The 23,127-nt window shown below is 29.7% G+C and carries 17 protein-coding genes, 1 rRNA gene and 1 other annotated feature; of the genes, 15 read left to right on the forward strand and 3 right to left on the reverse strand.

Going from position 1 to position 23,127, the window contains the following annotated elements; all coding sequences use genetic code 11:
• The first annotated feature begins 8 nt into the window (after positions 1 to 8).
• The 8 genes from rrf (at position 9) to ileS (ending at position 10,172) form a co-directional block, all read left to right on the forward strand.
• Positions 9 to 125: ribosomal RNA gene (rrf, locus tag TICRE_RS07460) — 5S ribosomal RNA — on the forward strand.
• A gap of 426 nt (positions 126 to 551) precedes the next feature.
• Complete coding sequence (locus TICRE_RS07465) at positions 552 to 2,027, forward strand: methyl-accepting chemotaxis protein (protein ID WP_075726697.1); 1,476 nt, start codon at positions 552 to 554, stop codon at positions 2,025 to 2,027.
• A gap of 10 nt (positions 2,028 to 2,037) precedes the next feature.
• Positions 2,038 to 2,241 carry a hypothetical protein gene (locus TICRE_RS07470; protein ID WP_075726699.1) on the forward strand — a complete coding sequence of 68 codons (204 nt, stop codon included), beginning with the start codon at positions 2,038 to 2,040 and terminating at the stop codon, positions 2,239 to 2,241.
• A gap of 190 nt (positions 2,242 to 2,431) precedes the next feature.
• Positions 2,432 to 3,709: a uracil-xanthine permease family protein gene (locus TICRE_RS07475; RefSeq protein WP_075726701.1), complete on the forward strand. Its 1,278-nt coding sequence runs from the start codon at positions 2,432 to 2,434 to the stop codon at positions 3,707 to 3,709.
• 167 nt (positions 3,710 to 3,876) lie between these two features.
• A complete protein-coding gene (locus tag TICRE_RS07480; RefSeq protein WP_075726703.1) occupies positions 3,877 to 5,106 on the forward strand; it encodes a BaiN/RdsA family NAD(P)/FAD-dependent oxidoreductase in 1,230 nt (409 codons plus the stop codon).
• Positions 5,107 to 5,133: 27 nt separating this feature from the next.
• Positions 5,134 to 6,420, forward strand: a complete 1,287-nt coding sequence (locus tag TICRE_RS07485; protein WP_075726705.1) for an NAD(P)H-dependent oxidoreductase — start codon at positions 5,134 to 5,136, stop codon at positions 6,418 to 6,420.
• A 31-nt stretch (positions 6,421 to 6,451) separates the two neighbouring features.
• Positions 6,452 to 6,754, forward strand: coding sequence for a Dabb family protein (locus TICRE_RS07490; RefSeq protein ID WP_075726706.1), 303 nt, complete (start codon positions 6,452 to 6,454; stop codon positions 6,752 to 6,754).
• Positions 6,755 to 6,807: 53 nt separating this feature from the next.
• Positions 6,808 to 7,023: a binding site (T-box leader), on the forward strand.
• 47 nt (positions 7,024 to 7,070) lie between these two features.
• Positions 7,071 to 10,172, forward strand: coding sequence for an isoleucine--tRNA ligase (gene ileS / locus TICRE_RS07495; RefSeq protein ID WP_075726708.1), 3,102 nt, complete (start codon positions 7,071 to 7,073; stop codon positions 10,170 to 10,172).
• Between the two features lie 290 nt (positions 10,173 to 10,462).
• Here ileS and recQ read toward each other — a convergent pair whose 3' ends face one another.
• Both recQ and TICRE_RS07505 read right to left on the reverse strand, forming a co-directional pair.
• The gene (gene recQ, locus TICRE_RS07500) at positions 10,463 to 12,613 is read right to left on the reverse strand and encodes a DNA helicase RecQ (protein ID WP_075726710.1); all 2,151 of its coding nucleotides are present in this window, start codon (positions 12,611 to 12,613) and stop codon (positions 10,463 to 10,465) included.
• A gap of 212 nt (positions 12,614 to 12,825) precedes the next feature.
• The gene (locus TICRE_RS07505) at positions 12,826 to 14,373 is read right to left on the reverse strand and encodes a putative polysaccharide biosynthesis protein (protein ID WP_075726712.1); all 1,548 of its coding nucleotides are present in this window, start codon (positions 14,371 to 14,373) and stop codon (positions 12,826 to 12,828) included.
• A gap of 414 nt (positions 14,374 to 14,787) precedes the next feature.
• Here TICRE_RS07505 and argC point away from each other — a divergent pair, with 414 nt between their 5' ends.
• The 7 genes from argC to TICRE_RS07540 all read left to right on the forward strand — a co-directional run bounded on the left by argC (position 14,788) and on the right by TICRE_RS07540 (position 21,711).
• The gene (gene argC, locus TICRE_RS07510; RefSeq protein ID WP_075726714.1) at positions 14,788 to 15,813 is read left to right on the forward strand and encodes an N-acetyl-gamma-glutamyl-phosphate reductase; all 1,026 of its coding nucleotides are present in this window, start codon (positions 14,788 to 14,790) and stop codon (positions 15,811 to 15,813) included.
• Positions 15,814 to 15,829: 16 nt separating this feature from the next.
• Entirely contained in the window at positions 15,830 to 17,050 is a 1,221-nt protein-coding gene (gene argJ / locus TICRE_RS07515) for a bifunctional ornithine acetyltransferase/N-acetylglutamate synthase (protein ID WP_075726716.1), read from the forward strand.
• A 14-nt stretch (positions 17,051 to 17,064) separates the two neighbouring features.
• Positions 17,065 to 17,940: an acetylglutamate kinase gene (argB, locus tag TICRE_RS07520; protein ID WP_075726718.1), complete on the forward strand. Its 876-nt coding sequence runs from the start codon at positions 17,065 to 17,067 to the stop codon at positions 17,938 to 17,940.
• Positions 17,933 to 19,129: an aspartate aminotransferase family protein gene (locus tag TICRE_RS07525; protein WP_075726720.1), complete on the forward strand. Its 1,197-nt coding sequence runs from the start codon at positions 17,933 to 17,935 to the stop codon at positions 19,127 to 19,129. Before argB ends, TICRE_RS07525 begins: the two co-directional genes overlap by 8 nt.
• A gap of 166 nt (positions 19,130 to 19,295) precedes the next feature.
• Positions 19,296 to 19,901: a histidine phosphatase family protein gene (locus TICRE_RS07530; protein ID WP_075726722.1), complete on the forward strand. Its 606-nt coding sequence runs from the start codon at positions 19,296 to 19,298 to the stop codon at positions 19,899 to 19,901.
• A gap of 23 nt (positions 19,902 to 19,924) precedes the next feature.
• Positions 19,925 to 20,536 carry a DNA-3-methyladenine glycosylase gene (locus TICRE_RS07535; protein WP_075726724.1) on the forward strand — a complete coding sequence of 204 codons (612 nt, stop codon included), beginning with the start codon at positions 19,925 to 19,927 and terminating at the stop codon, positions 20,534 to 20,536.
• Between the two features lie 11 nt (positions 20,537 to 20,547).
• Complete coding sequence (locus TICRE_RS07540; protein WP_075726726.1) at positions 20,548 to 21,711, forward strand: AI-2E family transporter; 1,164 nt, start codon at positions 20,548 to 20,550, stop codon at positions 21,709 to 21,711.
• A 111-nt stretch (positions 21,712 to 21,822) separates the two neighbouring features.
• Here TICRE_RS07540 and TICRE_RS07545 read toward each other — a convergent pair whose 3' ends face one another.
• Positions 21,823 to 22,785, reverse strand: coding sequence for a GIY-YIG nuclease family protein (locus tag TICRE_RS07545; RefSeq protein WP_075726728.1), 963 nt, complete (start codon positions 22,783 to 22,785; stop codon positions 21,823 to 21,825).
• Between the last annotated feature and the right edge of the window lie 342 nt (positions 22,786 to 23,127).

The raw sequence follows: 23,127 nt of genomic DNA on the forward strand, positions 1-23,127 counted from the left end.
GTAGTTTATCTGGTAACAATAGCAAGAGGGACACACCTGTACCCATACCGAACACAGAAGTTAAGCCTCTTAACGCCGATGGTACTTGGATGGCAACGTCCTGGGAGAGTAGGAAGTCGCCAGATTAATGACCTAACTTAACGAACGATAGTGAGTTTTAGTAGGTCAGATGCGGTAGCACCAAATCTATGCGACCAATAGGGATCAAATAGATTTGTGTAGTGTACGTAAGAAAAAACACCTTATCAAATTGATAAGGTGTTTTTATGTTTTTTGATAATATATAAAAAAGTTTATAACAGATATTATTTATTAATCACAATATTTATATGTTTGTATAACATAATAAAGTGGATTGTCAAACAATAAACTTTATTGTTGAAAAAGAAAATTTATTGTTGGAAGATATATGTAAATGTTGTATAATTGATTGGTATGTAATAAAGATGTAATAGTTATGTAATGAGCATTTTAAAACAAATTTTAAAGGCGAATTAAATAATTTACATTGAATTGCATTAAAATATTATTATAAGAAGGGTTGATTGTTTATGAAGTTAAAAACAAAAAATGTATTGATGATTTTATTACCAGTATCCTTAATTTCTTCTCTAATAGTTTCCATGATTATTTATGATGTTTATCAATCGCAGAAAAGAAATAGTACTCTTTTAATTCAGGCTATAGCCAAAGATTATGCAAATTCCATGAAATTAGAGTTAGAAAAACCTTTATTTTCAGTTAGGGGTATTGCAGATGTATTAGAAGATCTAGTAAGTGAAGGTGCTGCAGATAGGGATGTTATAAATGCAGTTTTAGCTAATACATTAAAAGATAACGATAACCTTTTTGCTGCATGGGCATGCTTTGAACCAAATGCTTTTGATGGAAAAGATGAACAATATGTTGGGAAAAAGGGACATGATTCTACGGGAAGGTTTGTTCCTTACTGGCATAGAGATGGTGAAGGTTTAGATTTTGAAGCTTTAAAAGGTTATACAGTAGAGGGCGAGGGTGATTACTATTTACAAGCATTTAAATCAGGTGAAGAAACAGTTGTAGAACCATATTATTATGATGCTGGTGAAAGTCAAGTATTGATGAGCACTATTGCTGTACCTATCATTATAAATGGTAAAACTGTAGGCGTAGTGGGTGTTGATATATTATTTGACCGTCTTCAAGAAGTAGGAGATGGCATTAAACTATATAAAACGGGCTATGGACGTCTAATTTCTTCAGAGGGACTAGTTGTTACCCACCCCGATAAAAGCACTATAGGCGAGCCAGCAGGCGAGTTTGTAACTGGTGATGCCGAAAAAGTATTTAAAAAGATCAAACAAAAGGAAGTTTTTACAGAAAATGTTTATTCCAAGGTTCACAACAAGAAAGTTTTAAAATCCTTTGCGCCAATATCTATAGGTGATACAGGAACTATATGGAGTTTTAGCACTGTGGTTCCACAAGAGGAAGTTTTTGCAGAACTCTATAGTATTATGTTAAGAATAGCTATAATAAGTATTATAGGACTAGGAATTATCGCCGCTGTCATCTACAAGGTTTCATCTGATATTGTAAATCCTATTACTTACATAACAGATAGATTAAAAGAAATAGCAAATTATGATTTCACATACAGTGAAAAAGAAAATAAAAGCAATCTATTTAGTAGAAAAGATGAAATAGGACAAATATCAAATGCCACACTAACGATGAAAAACAATATTGTCCATTTGATTAGAGAGATTAATGAAAACACAGAAAATGTTGCGGCAACTTCAGAAGAACTCACTGCCATTTGCCAGCAAACTGCATTGGCCTCTGAAAATATAGCCAATACTGTAGGTGAAATAGCAAAGGGTTCTAGTCAACAGGCAAAAGATACTGAAGAATCGGCTTTAAGTGTTGAAGAAATGGGCAATCTTATAGAAGAACAGTCACAAGAACATATAAAAGATCTTAATAAGGCACTAATAGAAATCAACCACCGAAAAGAAGAAGGTTTTGATATCATGAAAACTTACTAAAAGTACTGATTTGTTAAATAATAACAAGAATAAACTAATAGATCTTATGCAAAATCTATCTGCTGTATCTGAAGAAAATGCAGCAGGAGTTCAAGAAGTCTCCGCAAGTACAGAAGAGCAAGTAGCATCAAATGATGAAATAGCTAGATCAAGTGAAGAACTAGCAAAAATAGCAGAGGAACTACAAATGCATATCCATAAATTTAAAATATAATAAAAGATAAAAGGACAATTTATGATAAATAAATTGTCCTTTTATAGTTACTTCTATTAATAGGTAAATTTATATATATTTCCTTAAAAAAATACTTGTATCGACTTTATATCCATGCTATACTGTCTAAGATAAATAAATATAAAACTTTAAATCAGTCCTGTGAGGCTGGAAAGGAGAGATATAAAAAATGACAGATCATATTATGAAGAAAACTATGATCCAGGATTCATCAATTTTAAAAGGTGCAAAGAAATCAGTTTTAGCACTTCAACATCTTATCGCAATGTTTGGGGCTACAGTTCTAGTTCCAATTCTTACAGGGTTTAACCCTTCTATAGCATTATTTACAGCAGGTGTTGGTACACTTATATTTCACGCATGTACAAAGAAAAAAGTTCCCGTATTCTTAGGCTCATCATTTGCATTTATTCCAGTAATACTTACAATAAAAGAAATCTATGGAGGAGACTTAGCCTATGCCCAAGGTGGGATAATGGTAGCAGGACTTATCTACGTACTTCTTTCTTTCTTGGTTAAAAGAATAGGGGTAGAAAGAATCAAAAAAGCTCTTCCACCCTATATAGTTGGACCTATGATTATAGTAATAGGACTTAACATGCTACCAACAGCTTTTAAAATGGCAAAAGAAAATCTAATCATTGCAGGGATAACTCTTGGTGTAGCAGTTTTAATAAACTTTGGGACAAAAGGTTTTATAAAACAACTTGGAATTCTTATAGCAGTTATTACGGGTTATCTAATATCGTTAAGGCTTGGATTTGTAGAGACAGAGATTATAAGAAAAAGTGCAACAATAGCAATACCAGCTTTTAATCTTCCAAAATTTGATATTGGTGCTATAGCTATAACTGTACCAGTAGTTTTAGCAGTTTTTATGGAACATTTAGGCGATATAACTACTAATGGACAAGTAGTTGGGGAAAATTTTATAGAAGATCCAGGATTAAACAAAACACTACTTGGAGATGGACTTGCTACTATGTTTGCAGCTTTAGTTGGAGGACCAGCAAATACAACTTATGGCGAGAACACTGGGGTACTAGCACTTACAAAAAACTACGATCCTTCAGTATTAAGACTTGCAGCAGTGTTTGCAATAGGACTTGCATTCGTATCAAAAATAGGAGGAGTATTGTCATCTATACCCGCTTTTGTAATGGGTGGTATATCTATTATGTTATTTAGCATGATATCTTTAATAGGAGTTAAAACTATAAAAAATGAAAATGTAAAGTTTAACTTTAAAAATATAATTATAATGGGAAGTATATTGATTCTAGGTCTAGGCGGAGAATATATAGGAAGTAAACTAGGATTTACAATAGGAATACTAATTCCAAAAACTGATGTTACTATAACTGGTTTAAGTTTTGCAGCTTTAGTTGGGATATCATTAAATGGCGTATTCGTACTAGCTTCACATATAATGAGAAAAAATAAGTAAATACAAGTAAATATAAGTAAATATAAGTATAAAGAAAGGTCATAGTTAAAAACTAGGCCTTTTTTCATCTTAATATATCCACTTTATACCATTAGTTTTTCTTTACTGATGGACAAAATAAATTATAAAGGATAAAATAAGGAGAGAACAAATTAAAGGAGTAATTTATGAAAGAAAAGATAATCGTAGTAGGAGGGGGAGCATCTGGTATTATAGCTGCAATAGCAGCTAGGAGAAACGGAGCAGATGTACTTCTTTTAGAGAGAAACGATAGAGTTGGAAAAAAAATCTTAGCAACAGGCAACGGAAGATGCAATTATACAAATATAAATTTAAGCAATACAAATTATCATGGAGAAAACCCCAAGTTTACCTATAGTGCACTTGGAAGTTTTAATGTAGATATGACAATAAGTTTTTTTGAAAGACTTGGAATAACTCCTTTTGTAGAAGAAGGGGGAAAAGTGTTTCCAATGTCGCTACAGAGTTCAAGTGTACTAGATGTTTTAAGACTGGAAATGGAAAACCTAAAGGTAAAAGTAAAACTAAATAGCTATGTAAAAGCGATAAAAAAAGATAAAGATTTTATAATAGAACTTGAAAATGGTGAAAAGATTAAATCTGATAAAGTAATAATAGCAACTGGTGGTATGGCTATGCCTTTAAGTGGTTCAGATGGCAGTGGATACAGCTTAGTTAAAGCTCTTGACCATACTATATTAGAACCTTTCCCAGGGCTTGTACAACTCAAATTAGATGGTAAGATATTTAAAAATGTTAAAGGAGTAAAGTTTCCTGGACAAGCTAAACTTTACTCTAGGGATAAGTTATTATTAGAAGACTTTGGAGACATACTATTTACTGATTATGGTATTTCAGGACCACCAATATTACAGATTACTAGAACTGCTTTGGAATATTTAAATAATAAAAAAGATATAAAGCTCAAGATTTCAATTATCCATTCCAAATCAAAAGAAGAACTAGAAGACTACTTAAATAAACGATTTATATATATGGAAAATAGGACTATAGAAGAAGCACTTATAGGGCTTATAAACAAAAGACTAATACCTAGTATTTTAAAAGAAATAAATATAAAAAGAGATAAGAAAGTCGCACACATTTCTAAAAAAGAAATAAACAATCTTTCAGAGATACTGACAAATTGGGAATTTAAGATAATAGGAAGTAAAGAGTGGAAAGATGCTCAAGTTACTGCAGGAGGAGTATCTACTAAAGAAATAGATAGTAAAACTATGGAGTCCAAAAAATGTAAGGGTCTATATATTGTGGGGGAACTTATAGATATTGATGGAGACTGCGGAGGATATAATCTTCAATGGGCCTGGTCATCAGGATATATGGCTGGAACAAGTGCAAGTACTACTTTATAAGAATGATAGATTTGGGAGGGGAAAGTTATGTCAGTTAATGATAAATTAAGACAACTAGAGGAAAATGGTAAGAATATAAAGGTTTCTCTTATAGGTGCAGGACTTATGGGAAAGGGAATGGTAAGTCAAATGATGCTTATGAAGGGTATGACTCCTTCACTAGTAGTAAGTAGAAATATAGAAGATGCAATAGCTACTTATACATTAGCAGGAATTAGAAGAGAAGATATAAAAGTAGCTAAAAACTTAAATGATATAAATATAGCTATGGAAGATGGGAAATTTGTAGTAAGTGACAATACAGAACTTGGAAGCAAGGCAAACTTAATAGATGTTGTAGTAGATGCTACAGGAAGTCCTGAGGCAGGAGCTAGGATTGCTATGGATTCTATATTAAATAAAAAACATATAGTAATGGTAAATGTAGAGGCTGATGTAACAGTTGGGCCTATATTAAATAAATTAGCTAAAAATGCAGGAGTAGTTTATACTGGCACGGCAGGAGATGAACCGGGTTCTGTAAAAGAAATATATGATTTTGCAGATGCTTTAGGATTTGAAATAATAGCTATTGGAAAGGGTAAAAATAATCCAATAGATTTTGATGCAAATCCTGATACTGTAAGAGAAATAGCTTTAAAAAAGAATCTAAAGCCACTTAGACTTGCAAGCTTTGTAGATGGGACTAATACTATGATAGAAATGGCTGCAATGAGTAATTCAACAGGTTTTATTCCAGATATAAGGGGTTCACATGGAGTACATTCTGATGTAAAAGGACTTTCGGATATATTTAGACTAAAAAAAGATGGAGGAATACTAAACAATATAGGTGTAGTTGATTATGTGCATGGGATAGCACCAGGAGTATTTGTAGTAGTGTCAACTTCACTTAATCAAATTCATAGTGAGATGAAATATCTCTCTATGGGTGATGGCCCAAACTATGTACTTTATAGACCATATCACTTAACAAGCCTTGAAACTCCTATAACAGTTGCCAATGCATACTTTTATAACGAAGCAACAATAGCTCCCATAGATGGACCTGTTTCTGAAGTAGTAACACTTGCTAAAATAGATCTAAAAAAAGGTGAATATCTAGATGGTATAGGAGAATATAAGGTGCTTGGAACAATAGAAGAGTACAAGAAGGCAAAGGCGGAAAATTTACTACCTATAGGACTTGTAAATACTAAGACAAGGGTAAAGAGAGACATTAAAAAGGGTGAAGTGATTACCTATGATATGGTAGAACTAGATAAGACAAGTTCTATCTATAAATTAAGACAGATGCAAGAAGAAATATTTTAAATTAATGATAAATTAAAGGAGAAAGATATAAATGATAAAACATATTGTAATGTGGAAAATAAAAGAAGATGTAGATGGAAACACTAAGATTGAAAGTTCAAAGATAGTAAAAGATATGCTTGAAAGTCTAAAAGAAGATATACAAGAAATAGTAGAACTAAACGTAGGTATTAATATTGTAGAAAATGATTCATCTTATGATATAGTATTAGATTCTAAGTTTAAAAGTATTGAAGATTTAAACACCTATCAAAAACATCAGGATCATTTAAAAGTTGGTAAAGCTATAGCTAAATATATAGAATCTAGAGCAGTTGTTGATTATGAATTTTAAATAAATATCTTGACAAACAAATAGAAATAAAGTATATTTATATGAAAGTGAAAAAATATGCTTTGATAAGAAGAGTAATAAAGAATTCTTTTTTTAGAGAAATAATCATTAGGTGAAAGATTATTAAAAGGACTTTATGAAAATCACCTTTGAGCATAATACCTAAAATTCAGGGTATTACGGAAAAGAAACCGTTATTTCTAGTAAGTGACAAAAAATATATTGTTTTTTGTAATTTGGGTGGTACCACGGAAAGATTCGTCCCTTAAGTCTATAATATAGGCTTAAGGGACTTTTATTTATAAGGAGGAAAATGATGAAAAACTTTGATGAACTATCAAATAGTCCCGTGAATGAAAGGGAAAAAGAAATATCAAAATATTGGAATAAAATAGATCTACTTAATAAATCTGTAGAGAGCAGAGACGAAGATAAGCCTTTTGTATTTTTTGAAGGACCTCCCACTGCTAATGGTAAGCCTGGAATACATCACGTAATGGCTAGAACCTTAAAAGATTTAACCTGTAGATACAAAACTATGCAAGGATATAGAGTTAAGAGAAAAGCAGGATGGGATACGCATGGACTTCCAGTAGAAATTGAAGTAGAAAAAAAATTAAATTTAAAAGATAAACATGATATTGAAAAATATGGTGTAGAAAGGTTCAATAAAGAATGTAGAGAATCTGTATTTCAGTATGAAAAACTTTGGAGAGATATGACAGAAAGAATGGGATATTTGATTGACTTGGATGATCCTTACATAACTCTTGAAAATGATTATATTGAATCTGTATGGTGGATACTAGATAAATTTTTTAAAGAAGGTCTTATCTATGAAGGTCACAAGATATTACCATACTGCTCAAGATGTGGTACAGGACTTGCATCTCATGAGGTTGCACAAGGATATGAAGAAATAAAAACCGAAACTGTTATAGCTAAGTTTAAGCTAAAAGAAAAAGATGAATATTTCTTAGCTTGGACCACTACTCCTTGGACACTTCCTTCAAACGTAGCTTTAACTGTAAATCCTGATGAGATTTATTTGCGAGTCAAAAAGGATGAAGAAATTTATTATGTAGGTAAAGCTTTAGCAGAAAAGGTATTAGAAGAAGACTATGAAGTATTGGAAGAGATGACAGGAAGAGATTTAGAGTTTATAGAATATGAGCAACTTATTCCGGCTATAAATGTAAAAGGAAAAGCCTTCTTTGTAACCTTAGGGGACTACGTAACTACAGAAGATGGTACAGGGATAGTTCATACTGCACCTGCATTTGGAGAGGACGACTACAATACAGGGCTTAGGTATAAGCTTCCTGTAGTAAACCCAGTATCAGAAGAAGGTAAGTTTTTAGAAACACCTTGGAGAGATACATTTGTAATGGATGCAGATCCAGATATTATACAGTTGCTAAGAGAAAATGAGAAATTATATAAAAAGCAAAAAATGGATCACAATTATCCGCACTGTTGGAGATGTCACACACCACTTCTTTATTATGCAAAACCATCTTGGTATATAGAGATAACTAAATTAAAAGATAAATTAATAGAAAATAATAATAGTGTAAACTGGTATCCTGATTATGTTGGAGAAAAAAGATTTGGAAACTGGTTAGAAAACTTAAATGACTGGGCAATATCTAGAAGTAGATATTGGGGAACTCCTTTTCCAGTTTGGAGATGTGATTGTGGTAATGTAACAAGCATAGGTTCTAGAAAAGAACTTATAGAAAAATCTATAGAAGATATTGATATGGATATAGAACTTCACAGACCATATGTAGACAATATACATTTAAAATGTGAAAAATGTAATGGAACTATGACACGTGAAAAAGATGTAGTAGACGTATGGTTTGATAGTGGAGCTATGCCTTTTGCTCAACATCACTATCCATTTGAAAACAAAGATAATTTTGATAAACTTTTCCCAGCTGACTTTATATGTGAAGGAATAGATCAAACACGTGGATGGTTTTATTCTCTTCTTGCTATATCAACTTTTGTAACAGGAAAATCACCTTATAAAAATGTACTAGTAAATGATTTAGTTCTAGATAAAGAAGGTAAAAAGATGTCAAAATCTAAGGGCAATACTGTAGATCCATTTAGATTATTTGACGAATATGGAGCGGATGTTTTAAGATGGTATATACTTTATGTTTCACCACCTTGGACTCCTACAAAATTTGATGAAAATGGACTAAGAGAAGTAGAATCTAAATTCTTTAGATCTATGAGAAATGTATACAACTTCTTCTCTCTCTATGCAAATACTGATGAGGTAAATCCAAAAGACTTCAATATAGATTATAAAGACAGACCAGAGATAGATAGATGGATACTTTCAAAATATAATACTCTTCTTAAAAATGTAAAAGAAAATATGGATATATTTGAACTGACAAGGGTTGTAAGAGATATCCAAGAATTTGTTATAGAAGACTTATCTAACTGGTATATAAGAAGAAATAGAAGAAGATTTTGGTCTACAGAATTAGATGATGATAAAAAGGCAGTATACAATACAACTTATGAAATCTTAGTAGGACTTTGCAAAATGGTAGCTCCTTTTGTACCATTTATGGCTGAAGAAATCTATCAAAAGCTTACAGATGATGGTTCAGTTCATTTGGCTTTCTATCCTGAGCAAGAAGAAGATTTAATAGATCTTGAGCTAGAAGAAAAAATGGATCTAGTAAGAGAGTTAGTAGCTCTAGGAAGAGCATCAAGAGAAACAGTTAGAATAAAGGTACGTCAACCACTAAGTGAGGTAGTAATAGACGGGAAATATGAAGAAAAGATAAGTGATTTAGTGCCTTTAATAAAAGAAGAGTTAAATGTAAAAGATGTAGTGTTTGAAAAAGACTTATCAAGCTATATGAATTATTCTTTAAAACCAAACTTTAAAGTAGCAGGTTCTATACTTGGTAAACATATAAAAGCTTTTGGTAAAGTTTTAAACAGTCTAGATGCAAAAGAAACTGTAGAGATTCTAGAGAGGGGAGAAGCCCTCGTACTTGACTTAGATGGAGAAAACTTTGATATTCCAAAAGACTTTGTACAGGTAACTATATCTTCAAAAGAAGGATTTAATGTGACAATGGAAAACAATTTATTTGTAATCTTAGATACTACACTTACAGATGAGCTTTTAAATGAGGGATATGCTAGAGAGTTTGTATCTAAAATTCAACAGATGAGAAAGAGCAATGGATATGATGTATTAGACAATATAGACATCTACTATAATGGATCAGAAAAGATCAAAATTGCTATAGAAGAGTACAGTGATTTCATTAAATCTGAAACACTTGCTAAAAACATAGAAAAAGTAGAAGAGCCTTTAGAAGAACAAGACTTAAATGGAGAAATGACAGGTATAAGATTAGAAAAACTAGATAATTAGGTGAAAAAAGGGATAGATTTTAAATCTATCCCTTTTTAAAAAATATTAATTTTTTTTACTTTCTAAACGAAATAAATGCAAAATTAATAAAATAACTTATTATAGATAAAACTAACGCCTTCATAATATCTATTTTTATAAATAGATGATTAATCCCCAAAAATACTAAGTTATAGAGAATAAAGGTCTTGATACTTTTTATTTCCATAAAATCACCCCATAAGTTATTTTAATATTATTACAAGTTTACCGTAAAAGTTACTATAATTTAAATTTTTCCACTTTTTCCCTTAACTATTTTTTATGATAACTAGTTTTATATCTTCATATCCTACACTTTCTGGTAATTCATCTTTTATTGGTTTTAATTTTTCTATTCCAACTCTTTTTATAACTTCCAAGATATCTTCCTCTAGTTTAGGATCTATTATAAATCTAGACCAATCAACATTTTTACCTTTTTCTTCACATTTTGATAGATGTTCTAAAATAGTACTAGGGGTAAAGTTTCTTATCTTTGCTATTGTCTCTAAACTATCATTTTCCAAATAAGCTTTATAGGTGTTTTCATACCTTTCATTTAAATCTTCTCTTACTACCTCTTTTTTCTTTAGATCTAAAGGAGTCTTTCCACTTTTTTTCACATGTTCTATTATTATTGTTAAAAAGTCTTCTCCATAGCTTTCATACTTTTTTAGTGCTACTCCCTTAATAGTTAAAAAGGATTCTTTATCTATAGGAAAAAAAGATGCCATTTCTCTAAGACTTGAATCATGAAATATCATAAATGGAGCAATATTTTTTTCGCTAGACAAACTATATCTTAGTTCTCTAAGTTTTTCAAAGAGTTCATTATCAAAGTTTTCCATTATAGAGTCTATATTAGATTTAACTTTTTTCTCCTTCTTTTCTTCCATTAGATGTTTTTTATGAAATACTTTTACTTCTCCTTTTAAAACTTCTTTTGAACTATTTGATAGTTTTAATACTGGGAATTTATCTAAGGTTGTAATTATATATCCCCTAGAGATAAGTGTCATTATTATTTCTCTAAGGGTTTGTTCTTTATATTCTCTCATAAGTCCATAGGTCGATATTTTATCTAAATCAAATTGCAATACTTTTTTATTTTTAGATCCTCTTAAAACCTGAATTATTAAACTTACTCCAAACTTTTCTCCAACCCTATATATACAAGAAAGTATTTTTTGCGATTCTAATGTTATATCTACCATTTCAGAATTATCTAGGCAATTTCCACAATTATTACAATTTTCCACATCAGGATTTTCGCCAAAGTATTTTAATATGTCGTTTCTTAAACAATCATTGGTATGGCAATAATCTACAAGATATTGTAAGTTTTTATAAAGTAGATTTTCTCTTTCTAAGCTTACGGGGTTATTTTGTATAAGTAGCTTTTGTTTTACAATATCCGACGGTGAATAAAGAAGGATACAATGACTCTTTTCTCCGTCACGACCAGCTCTTCCAGCTTCTTGATAATAGCTTTCCATATTTTGAGGCATATTATAGTGAATTACAAATCTAACATCAGGCTTGTCTATCCCCATGCCAAAGGCATTTGTAGCTACTATTATTTGAACTCTATTATATATAAAAGACTCTTGGGCCGTGTTTCTAGTTTCTGAATCCATGCCTCCATGATATCCTATAGCATTAAATCCTAAATCTCTTAATTTAAGAGTTAAACTCTCTACAGATTTTCTAGTAGCACAATATATGACTCCAGACTCATCTGGATAAGTTTCTTTGACAAAATTAGCTATAAAATCCGCCTTGTTTACTATCTTTCTAACCTCATAAAAAAGATTTGGACGATCAAAGCCTATCATAGATTCGACAGGGTTTTTAAATTCTATTAAAGTTTTAATTTCTTCTACTACTGCCTTTGTAGCAGTAGCTGTAAAAGCACTAACTATAGGTCTTTTGATAAAAGAATTTATAAACTTAGGAATATTTCTATAGCTAGGTCTAAAATCATGACCCCATTGGCTTATACAGTGCGCTTCATCTATAGCTACCATAGAAATATCTATATCTCTTATTAAATTTATAAATAAATAACTTTCCAGTCTTTCAGGAGCTATATAGATTATTTTATATTTTAAAAGTCTTATATCTTTAATTCTCTCTTGTAAGATATCTTCTTCTAAAGTACTATTTATAAAAGTAGAAGTTATTCCCATTTCTGATAAACTATCTACTTGATCTTTCATAAGTGATATAAGGGGGGAGATAACTATAGTTACCCCTTCTAAAACAATAGCAGGAAGTTGATAGCAAAGAGATTTTCCTCCACCTGTAGGCATTATTCCAAGCGCATCTTGACCTTCTAATATACCCTTTACTATTTTTTCTTGACCTGTTTTAAATCTATCATATCCAAAATAAGTTTTTAATATTTTATAAATATCCATAATTTCACCTATCCTTAGAATCCATTATATAGGACTTTTTAAAAAAATGCACCCATATAATAAAGGTTTAAAAGGAGATTTATATTTCTCTAGAATATTGTAAGATACAAATAAAAACAAGAGAATAAATGAAAAATGTCGAATCTAGAGTTTAACCTATATGTTGAAAAGTTAATAACTATATTTATTTAAAAACAGATAATTAAATTTAATTATCTGTTTTTAAATAAAAAGATTCTCTTAAATAAGTCTTTAGGAATTGCATTTGTTAGTATCAAAATAAAAATATATGATAAAAGGGATATTAAAATAATAAATAAAAGAGCAGGAAAACTTATTAAACTTAAATTTTCTAGATTGCCTGTGGTGATTTTTATATACATTGCCATAAATAATGATGCTAAAATTGGTTTACCAATTAAATCTAAATAATCCATTTTAAATTTAAAAGCTTGTTTTAAACTTATAATATCGAATAGAAGTATAAATAAATTTGAAATAAAAAAACTAATAAAAAAACCATTTATTTGATATTTAGGATTTCCCACTAAAACATATATGAGAAATACTCTAATGCTCATACCAATCATCCTATTTATAGTAGAACTAGTTTGCTTATTTATACCAGTGAGAACCCCTAAAAACAGATGTTGAAGTGCTATAAGTGGAGTTCCAAGTGCTAAAATTTTTATATAAGAACCTACCAGGATATCCCCATACAAATTTAGAGCTAAAGCTTTATGAAATATTATAAGACAAATAGTTAAAGGTATAGAGATAAGAAGGGTTGCTTTAATTGAAAGTGATATATCTTTTTTTATATCTTCATATTGCCCTTTCATAATCTGCTCTGAAAGGCTTGGAATCAGGCTTACAACTAAGGCAGATGTAACTACAAATGGTAGATGAATTAATGGCATAACCATACCGGTTATCCTACCAAAAGACGCCATAGCCATACTACTTGTGTATCCTGCATAAATAAGTCTAGAAGGTATAAGTATTGAATTTAAAAAGTTTAGACTTACACTAAAGATCCCAGATACAGTTAAAGGAACTGAAAATGTTAAAAGTTTAGATAAAGTTTTAAAACTATTCCAGGCATTATCAGGTTTTGCTATCTCATAATTATATAATCTTTTTTTAGAAAATATAGACCAAAGAATATCAAAAAACTCTCCTATACTTATTCCAAGTATAGCTATTAAAGTACCGTAAAAAGGATCTATTGGTCTTAGGATAAAGAATAAACCTATAACTATTATAAATCTTGAAAAGTGTTCAATGGTTTGAGATACACTTGGCGTAACCATATTTTTTCTGCCATAAAAATATGATCTTATTATATTACTACAAGATATAATGATAAGAGGAGGTATAAGAAGATATACTGCTATCATCATAGATTTATCTTTAAAAACTTGAATTGCAATAAATTCTGAGAAAGAAAAAAGTATAAAGCTTAAAAATATAGACATAAAAAAGTTAAATGTTAAAGAAGTTTTAAATATCTTTTCTACATTATATTTATTATTTAGGGAAACTTCTTGGGCTACAAACTTTGTAACAGATGTTGGAACTCCAGAAATTGTAAATACTAAAAAAAACATCAATAAAGATGTAGCCATTTGAAACACTCCCATGGCTTCAGCCCCAAGTATTTTAGATAGGAGTATTTCATAGGTAAATCCGAAAAATCTTGTAAATATATTCATAAATATCATTATAAAAGACCCATATATAAATCTCCTATTTTTCAAATAACCACCTCTTAATTTATATATATTAATATATATGTGTATTAATAAAAAAAATACTAAAGTAGACTTATAAAAAGTAATATTATTAAAGTTATAGAAAAATTCTTGCAATTTTCAACAATTTAATATATAATAATTAATTAAATACAGTATACGAAATTTTAGTAAATCTTTAAAATGTAAAAACTAAAGTCTAATGATTAAAGAGTAAATATAGTAAAATTTAGATAGAGTTAGTAGAGGGGAAGACTCTAACAAATTGGACTATATTGAAACTAATTCATAAAGATTGCCCGCCAAGAGTAGTTAAATAAAAGATAGAAATATTAAATTATTTCAATTAGAGTTTTAAAGACAATCCCTTCTTATCTTTATATAGATTAGAAGGGTATTTTATTTTAAGGGGGAATTAAAGTGATAAAAGTAGCAGTAGTAGGTTCGACAGGATATGTGGGAACAGACCTTATCAGGCTTTTAATAAAAAATCCTGATGTAGATTTAAAATATATCACATCAGAAAGTTATGAAGGTCAATCCTATAGTTCTATCTATGAAAATTATAGAGATGTTTTTACAAAGACCTGTACAGGCAAAGATTTAGAAAAAATATCAGAAGAAGTTGATTTAATATTTATGGCTCTTCCTCATGGTATAGTATCCAATGAAATAAATAGCTCTATGCTTGAAAAGGTTAAGGTAATAGATATAAGTGCAGATTATAGATTAAAAGATATACAAGTGTATGAAAAATGGTACAACACGGAGCATGGTTCTCCAGAGCTTTTAGATGAGGCAGTATATGGACTATGTGAAAAGAATAGAGAAGATATAAAAAAGGCTAGACTTGTAGCAAATCCTGGTTGCTATCCAACTTCTAGTATACTTTCCCTTATGCCTTTAGTAGAAGAAGATTTAATAGAAAAAAACAGTATAATAATAGATGCAAAGTCAGGTGTAACTGGTGCGGGAAGAGGCATTAATCTTGGGACTCACTTTACTGAGTGCAACGAAAGTTTAAAGGCATATTCTATAGGTGCTCACAGGCATATTCCTGAAATAGAAGAACAATTAGGAAGTTTAGTTAGCTTTACGCCTCATTTAATTCCTATGAATAGGGGAATATTAACTACTTCATATGCAAATCTAAAAGAAAACTTAGAATATGACGATATAAAGAAAATATATGAAAAGTATTATAAGGATGAATATTTTGTAAGACTTACAAAAGAAGGAGTATTTCCTGAAACTAAATGGGTTAAGGGATCAAATTTTTGTGATATAGGATTTAAAGTAGATAAGAGAACAAATAGGATCATAGTAGTTGGAGCAATAGATAATATGATAAAAGGAGCGGCAGGACAGGCAGTTCAAAATATGAATATAATGTTTGGATTAGATGAAAAAGCAGGACTAGAAGACGTATCAATATTCCCAGTATAGAAAGGTCGGTCAAATCATGAAAATTATAAATGGTGGTATAACAACCCCAAAAGGATTTAAAGCGGCAGGTTTTTTTGCAGCTATAAGAAAAAAGAAGAATGATATGTCCATTATATATAGTGATGTTCCAGCAGATTGTGTAGCAGTATTTACTAAAAACACAGTAAAGGCAGCTCCGGTACAAATTGATATGGAAATTTTAAAGAGGACAAAACTCATTCAAGCTATTGTTATAAATAGTGGAAATGCTAATGCCTGTACTGGTAAAAAGGGATTAGAAGATGCTCAAACTATGATAGATACAGTGAAAAATGTATTGGGTTTAGAAAAAGATAGGGTATTGGTATCATCTACTGGAGTAATAGGAGTTAATTTACCAATTGAAAAAATAAAACGTTCCATAGAAGAAAACTATAAAGAAATTGGAGATAGTTTGCTTCATGGAGATATGACTGCAGAAGCTATCATGACCACAGATACCTTCCCTAAAAAGGTAGCGGTAGAAGTAGAAATAGATGGTAAAAAGGTAGTAATAGCAGGAATAGCTAAAGGTTCTGGTATGATTCATCCAAATATGGGAACTATGCTTGCATTTGTAACAACAGATGTAAACATATCCCACGATTTACTAGATGAACTTTTAAAACAAAGTACAGATGATTCCTACAATATGATTTCTGTAGATGGAGATACAAGTACAAATGATACTTTAATAGTTTTAGCAAATAAGATGGCAGAGAATAAAGAGATAACTACAAAGGATGAAGATTATTATAAATTTAAAGAAGCTTTTGATTATGTAAACTTATCTTTAGCTAAGCAGATAATTAAAGATGGAGAAGGTGCTGGGAAATTTATAGAAGCAAATGTAAAAGGTGCTAAAACTAAAGATGATGCTAGAGAATTTGCAAAATCAGTTATAAGTTCAAGTCTTGTGAAAGCAGCATTTTTTGGAGAAGATGCCAATTGGGGCAGGATAATATGTGCACTTGGATATACAGAAATAGATTTCCAACTAGAAAAATCAAGCATTAACATACAAAATGGAGATAAAACAATAGTACTTATGAAAGATGGAATGCCTTTAGATTTTGACGAGGAAAAGGCACTAGAGGTTTTAAAGATGGATGAAATAAAGATAAATATAGAATTAGGAGAAGGAACTGAGTCAGCTACTGCTTGGGGATGTGATTTAAGTTATGACTATGTAAAGATAAATGCAAGCTATAGAAGCTAAATAGGGGTGAAAATATGGATAAAGCATTAGAAAAGGCAAATATACTCATAGAAGCCATACCATATATAAAAAAGTTTACAGGAAAGACATTTGTAATAAAGTATGGTGGTAGTGCAATGATAGATGAAGATAAGAAAAAGCTTTTAATAGAAGACATTGTATTATTTAAACTCCTAGGTATAGATATAGTCATAGTACATGGCGGAGGGCCATTTATAAAAGAAGCATTAGATAAATTAGGTAAAGATGCACAATTTATAGATGGACTAAGAGTTACAGATGATGAAACTATGGAAATAGTAGAGATGGTATTATCAGGTAGTGTAAATAAAGAAATAGCAAATAGCATACAAAAAAATGGAATACCATCTGTAGGTATAAGTGGAAAGGATGGCAATTTATTAAAAGCTAAAAAAATAGAAATAGAAAATGGAGATCTAGGATTTGTAGGTGATATAGAATCTGTAGATCCTAGTATTATAAAAACACTACTCCAACAAGGGTTTATACCGGTTGTATCACCAGTTGCAAAAGATGAAAATTTTGACACCTACAATATAAATGCTGACTATGCGGCAGCTGAGATTGCAGGGAGTTTAAATGCTGAAAAGCTAATATTTGTAACTGATATACTTGGTGTAATGCGCGATGTAAATGATAAAGATTCGCTTATACATTATATGGATTTGGATGTAGCAAGAAAAAACATAGAAGATGGAATAATAACAGGAGGAATGATTCCAAAAGTAGAATGTTGTATAAGTGCTGTAGAAAGAGGGACAAAGCAGGTTCATATAATAAATGGAAACTTGCCCCATAGTATGATACTTGAGATATTTACTAAACAGGGAATAGGAACTATGTTTATAAAAGGAGGACAAGATGAGTAAAACAGGAGTACTAGAAAAGGGTAGTAAATATATAATGAACACATATAACTCATTTCCAATTGTATTAAAAAAGGGAAAAGGGGTGTATGTTTGGGATGAAGATGGTAAAAAATATATGGATTTTGTAGCGGGAATAGCAGTAAATGTGTTAGGATATGGTGATGAAAAATATATTGAAGCTATAAAAGATCAACTTGAAAAAATACACCATTGTTCAAATCTTTATATAACTGAGCCCGTAGTAAGTCTTGCGGAAACTTTAGTTGAAAATAGTAGTTTTGATAAGGTGTTTTTTTGCAATAGTGGAACTGAAGCTATGGAGGCTGCTATTAAATTAAGCCGTAAATATGCTTATAAAAATAAAGGAGAAGGGGCATCTGAAATAATAAGCATGAAAAACTCTTTTCATGGAAGAACTCTTGGTGCTTTAACTACTACTGGTCAAGAAAAGTATCAAAAAGGTTTTGGACCACTTATACCTGGAATAAAGTATGCAATATATAATGACTTTGCATCAATTGAAGAGTTAGTAAATGAAAATACTTGTGGTATAATTTTAGAGGTAGTTCAAGGTGAAGGTGGGGTAAATCCAGCTAAAAAAGAATATTTAGAAAAGGTAAGAAAGCTTTGTACAGAGAAAGATATAGTACTTATATTTGATGAAGTACAAACAGGAGTAGGAAGAACTGGTAAACTTTTTGCTCATGAAATATATGGCATATCTCCAGATGTTATGGCATTAGCAAAAGGATTAGGTGGAGGGGTACCTATAGGAGCTATGATGGCAAAGGAAAAGTTTGCACTAGCTTTTAGTCCAGGGGATCATGCCTCAACATTTGGAGGCAATCCAATGGCTACAACTGCTGCAGGTCATATAGTAGATAGGCTTTTAAATGATGGAGTATTAAAAAATGCCGAAGAAAGTGGTAAATATTTAAGAAAGAAGTTAGAAGAGTTAAAAGATAAATATGGATTTATAAAAGATGTAAGAGGGCTAGGTCTTATGCAAGGAATTGAAGTTGATATAAATACAGGAGATATAATAAAAAATGCAATGGCAAATGGGCTTCTACTAGTTGGAGCAGGTGCAAGTGTTATAAGATTTGTACCACCTCTAATAGTTACAAAAGAAGAAATAGATGAAATGATTGAAATATTAGAAAAAGCATTAGATATCTCTAAAAATTAGTGGATAAATAAAGATATAAAAGCAGGATATAAGCTAGCTTATATCCTGCTTTTATATCTTTTTTAAACTTTAAAGACGCTATAAATTCAGAAAAGCAATTAAAGAATAATTATTATATATTAGATTGTGTTATAATAATATATATTGAAAATTAGGAGTTGATAATTTGAAATTATATATAATAAGACATGGGCAAACACAATGGAATATACAAAAAAGACTTCAAGGTTGGAATAATTCTAATTTAACCCAAAAAGGAATTTCTGATGCTATGAACTTAGCAGAAAGGTTAAAAGATATAGACTTTACCCATATATACTCAAGCACCCAAAAAAGAGCAATAGAAACTGCAGAAATACTTAGAAAAGATAGAAATATAGATATAATAAAGCTAGAGGGACTAAAGGAGATAGGATTTGGTAAATGGGAAGGGATGGAGATGGATGAGGTACTAGAAAAATATAAGGATGAGTTTGATATTTATCTCAATAAACCCCATCTATATAAACCCACACTTAATGGCGAATCATATGAAGAAATATTTAAAAGAGTGAGATTATCTTTAGATGAGATATTGAAAAGTGGAGGAGAAGATATACTTATAGTTTCTCATGGAGTTACAATAAAGATATTAACATCTATTATTAAAAACATTCCTTTAGAAAAGTTATATACTATAGATATAAATAAAGGTACTTCTTTAAATATATGTGAAGTTAAGGAAAACAAAATAGAATTTATAGTAGAAGGAGATAATTATCATATAAGATAAAGCATATGTATTAGGAGGAAGAAATGAGATTGAAAAGAGATTTTTTTACTAGAAATACAGAATTAGTTGCAAAAGAACTTCTTGGAAAGATTTTAGTTTTAGACAGAGGTGGACAAATATATAAAGGGAAAATTGTAGAAACAGAAGCCTACACAAATGATAATGATGATGCGGCACATTTTCATAAAGGACTTACGGATAGAACAAGGGTTGTTAGAGAGGCTGGAGGTCATATATATATATACAATATATATGGAATGTACCAGTGTATGAATATAATAGCAGAAAAAGAAGATGTTTTGGGAGGAGTTCTTATTAGAGCCATAGAACCTATTGAGGGAATAGAAGCGATGTATGAAAATAGGTATAAGAGAAAATATATAGACCCCAAAAAGAAAGAAATCATAAATCTTACAAATGGACCTGCAAAACTTGTAATGAGTTATGGAATTACAAAAGATGAATTCTATGGAAGAGATTTAGATAGTGATGATATGATCTGGTTAGAAGATGCGGAGGACATACTTGAAGAAAACATAGTAAAAACCCCTAGAATAAATATAGACTATGCTAAGAGCAAAGATTATTTATTAAGATTTGTTATAAAAGATAATCCATATATATCTAAAAAATAAGGAGTGGAATGATGAAGGTTAAGTGGAACCAACGATATAATACAATAGCAGTATATTCTTTTTTAGTACTTGCACTAAGTATAGTATTTTATATAATCGCATCTGAGGTAAATCTTTTTAAAGTACAAGTAAGTAGGTATTTGAGTGTATTTTCACCTATTATAATAGGTTTTATTATGGCATATATATTTAACTTTATATTGGAATTTTATGAAGGATATATATTAAAACACATATTTGCTAAAGATCATAAAAAGAGGGATAGAATACTTGGAATAGTGCTTACTTATTCAACTGTACTTTTATTATTATATTTATTTTTAAATTTTATATTTCCACAACTTATAAGCTCAATAATGGGACTTGTAAATGATATACCTAAGTATGTAGTGGAAATAAGTAATAAAATTATAGAGTATGGTGAAAGTATATATATAAATGATGAATATTATAAATTGATATTAGGTAAATGGGATGAATTTGTAGATTATATTTTAACTTTTGCTACTGATTTGCTACCTAAGATAGGTAATTTTACAAAAGTTATATTATCTAGTATATGGAATATAGTACTTGGAATAATTGTTTCTATATATTTGCTTATAGATAAAGAAAAGTTTATTGCATTAACTAGAAAAGTTCTCTTTGGAACTTTTTCAGAGGAAAATGCAAAATTTATGATTAAGATGGGAATTAGAACTGATAATATATTTGGCAAGTTTTTAAGCGGTAAACTTCTTGATTCCTTTATAATTGGAATTCTTACATTTATAGTATTAACAGTATTTAAGATGCCTTATGTTCTTTTAGTTTCTTTTATAATAGGAATTACAAATATAATACCATTTTTTGGGCCATTTATAGGTGCTATCCCCTCATTCTTTATAATAATGTTTATTTCACCGGTAAAAGCACTATGGTTTTTATTGATTATATTTATAATACAACAAATCGATGGAAATATTATAGGTCCTAAGATATTAGGAGATTCACTGGGGATATCAGCATTTTGGATAATGTTCTCTCTACTTGTAGCTGGGAAATTATTTGGATTTATAGGACTTGTTATAGGAGTTCCATTATTTGTATTATTTTATTCTATAATAAAAGATATAATTGAGAGTAGATTAAATAAAAAAGGTCTACCAATAGATACAGAAGAATACTATGAATGATAGGGATCGTAAAATAAATACTAGAATAAGAGTTGTCTCCATATTAAGAAAAATATAATGTCTTATTAAAAGGGATAGTTCAATATTTTTATAAAAAATATTGAACTATCCCTAATTTATAACCCTTATTATATCTTTAGGTAGGGTTCTAATTTCAGAATAAATTATATCTCTAAAATCTAAACTGGCTTTTTCAAATGGATTTTCTTTAAGAGCTTTTAAGCTTAAGGCTCTTTCTATAAAATGTTCTATATCAGTTTCATTAAACTCTAAAAATGTCTCTTTTAAAAGTATCTTTCCCCTAGAAACTAAAAAAAACTTATTGCCCTTATCTAAAGGTATATTTATAAAGAGTTTCTTAAGAAATAAGTTTTTATCTTCTTTCAATGATCCCTTAAGATAGTTTAAACCATTTATAGTGTCTCTATAAGTCATAGCAGTTTCAAATTGTAGGTTTTTAGATGCTTCTATCATTTTATCATCTAGTGACTTTAAAAAAAGAGTAAATTCTCTATCGTTAGAAAATATATTTTCTAATGATCTCTTATTTAAATTAAAGGTTTCTCTATCCATTTTAACAGGAAAAACATCATAGCTAAACTGGTATTTCTCATCTACTTTTAATATAGGATAAAGATTTTTTAAAGCTTCTAATACCATTAGCACTCTAAACTTTCTTCTAAATGGTCCATAGACTTTTTCTTCATAGTCATATACTATAGATATGGGATTGTATATATTGTAGTCTTTTATATTTAGATATACATACCCCTTATCATTTTTAAATTGAGAATTAAAAATTGGTTTTATTCTTTTTATCATTTCGCATTCTAACAATCTAGCTTCTAGATGTGTATCTGTAACTATATATTCTATGTCATCTATAAGTGGGGTAAGTTTTTTTACCTTTTCCCATTTCGGTTTTTCTGAAAAATAAGTCCTTACTCGCTTTTTTAGGGATATACTTTTACCTATATATATTATATTTTTTTCCTTATCTAACATCTTATATATCCCAGGACTCTCGGGTAGAGATAAAATCTTAGTTTTTAAGCTTTTGTTTATATAAATCATATTTATTCCTTCTTATTAATATTTTATATATATATTATATCCAATTTTAAATCTAGTACAATAAGGATATTCTAAAATATAGAGATATATGGAAAAACAATATGATAAATATATTTTTTATGATATAATTTAAATATAGTAATATTCAGAAGATTTTGGGTATGTATTGATTATTAAGATTTAAGTCTTTAAATTTTTAAAAATAAATACACATTTAGATAGTTGCAGAATAGAGTTTTGAAATTATCTAAGGTTATCCACAAAGGGAAATTTAATTCAATAAATAAATATGCTCGTTAATTTTGGAGAATCTAGTTATACACAGAAAAAGGGCATAGAAAA

The sequence above is a fragment of the Tissierella creatinophila DSM 6911 genome (genome assembly GCF_001940565.1).
In the GTDB taxonomy this organism is placed as follows: domain Bacteria; phylum Bacillota; class Clostridia; order Tissierellales; family Tissierellaceae; genus Tissierella_A; species Tissierella_A creatinophila.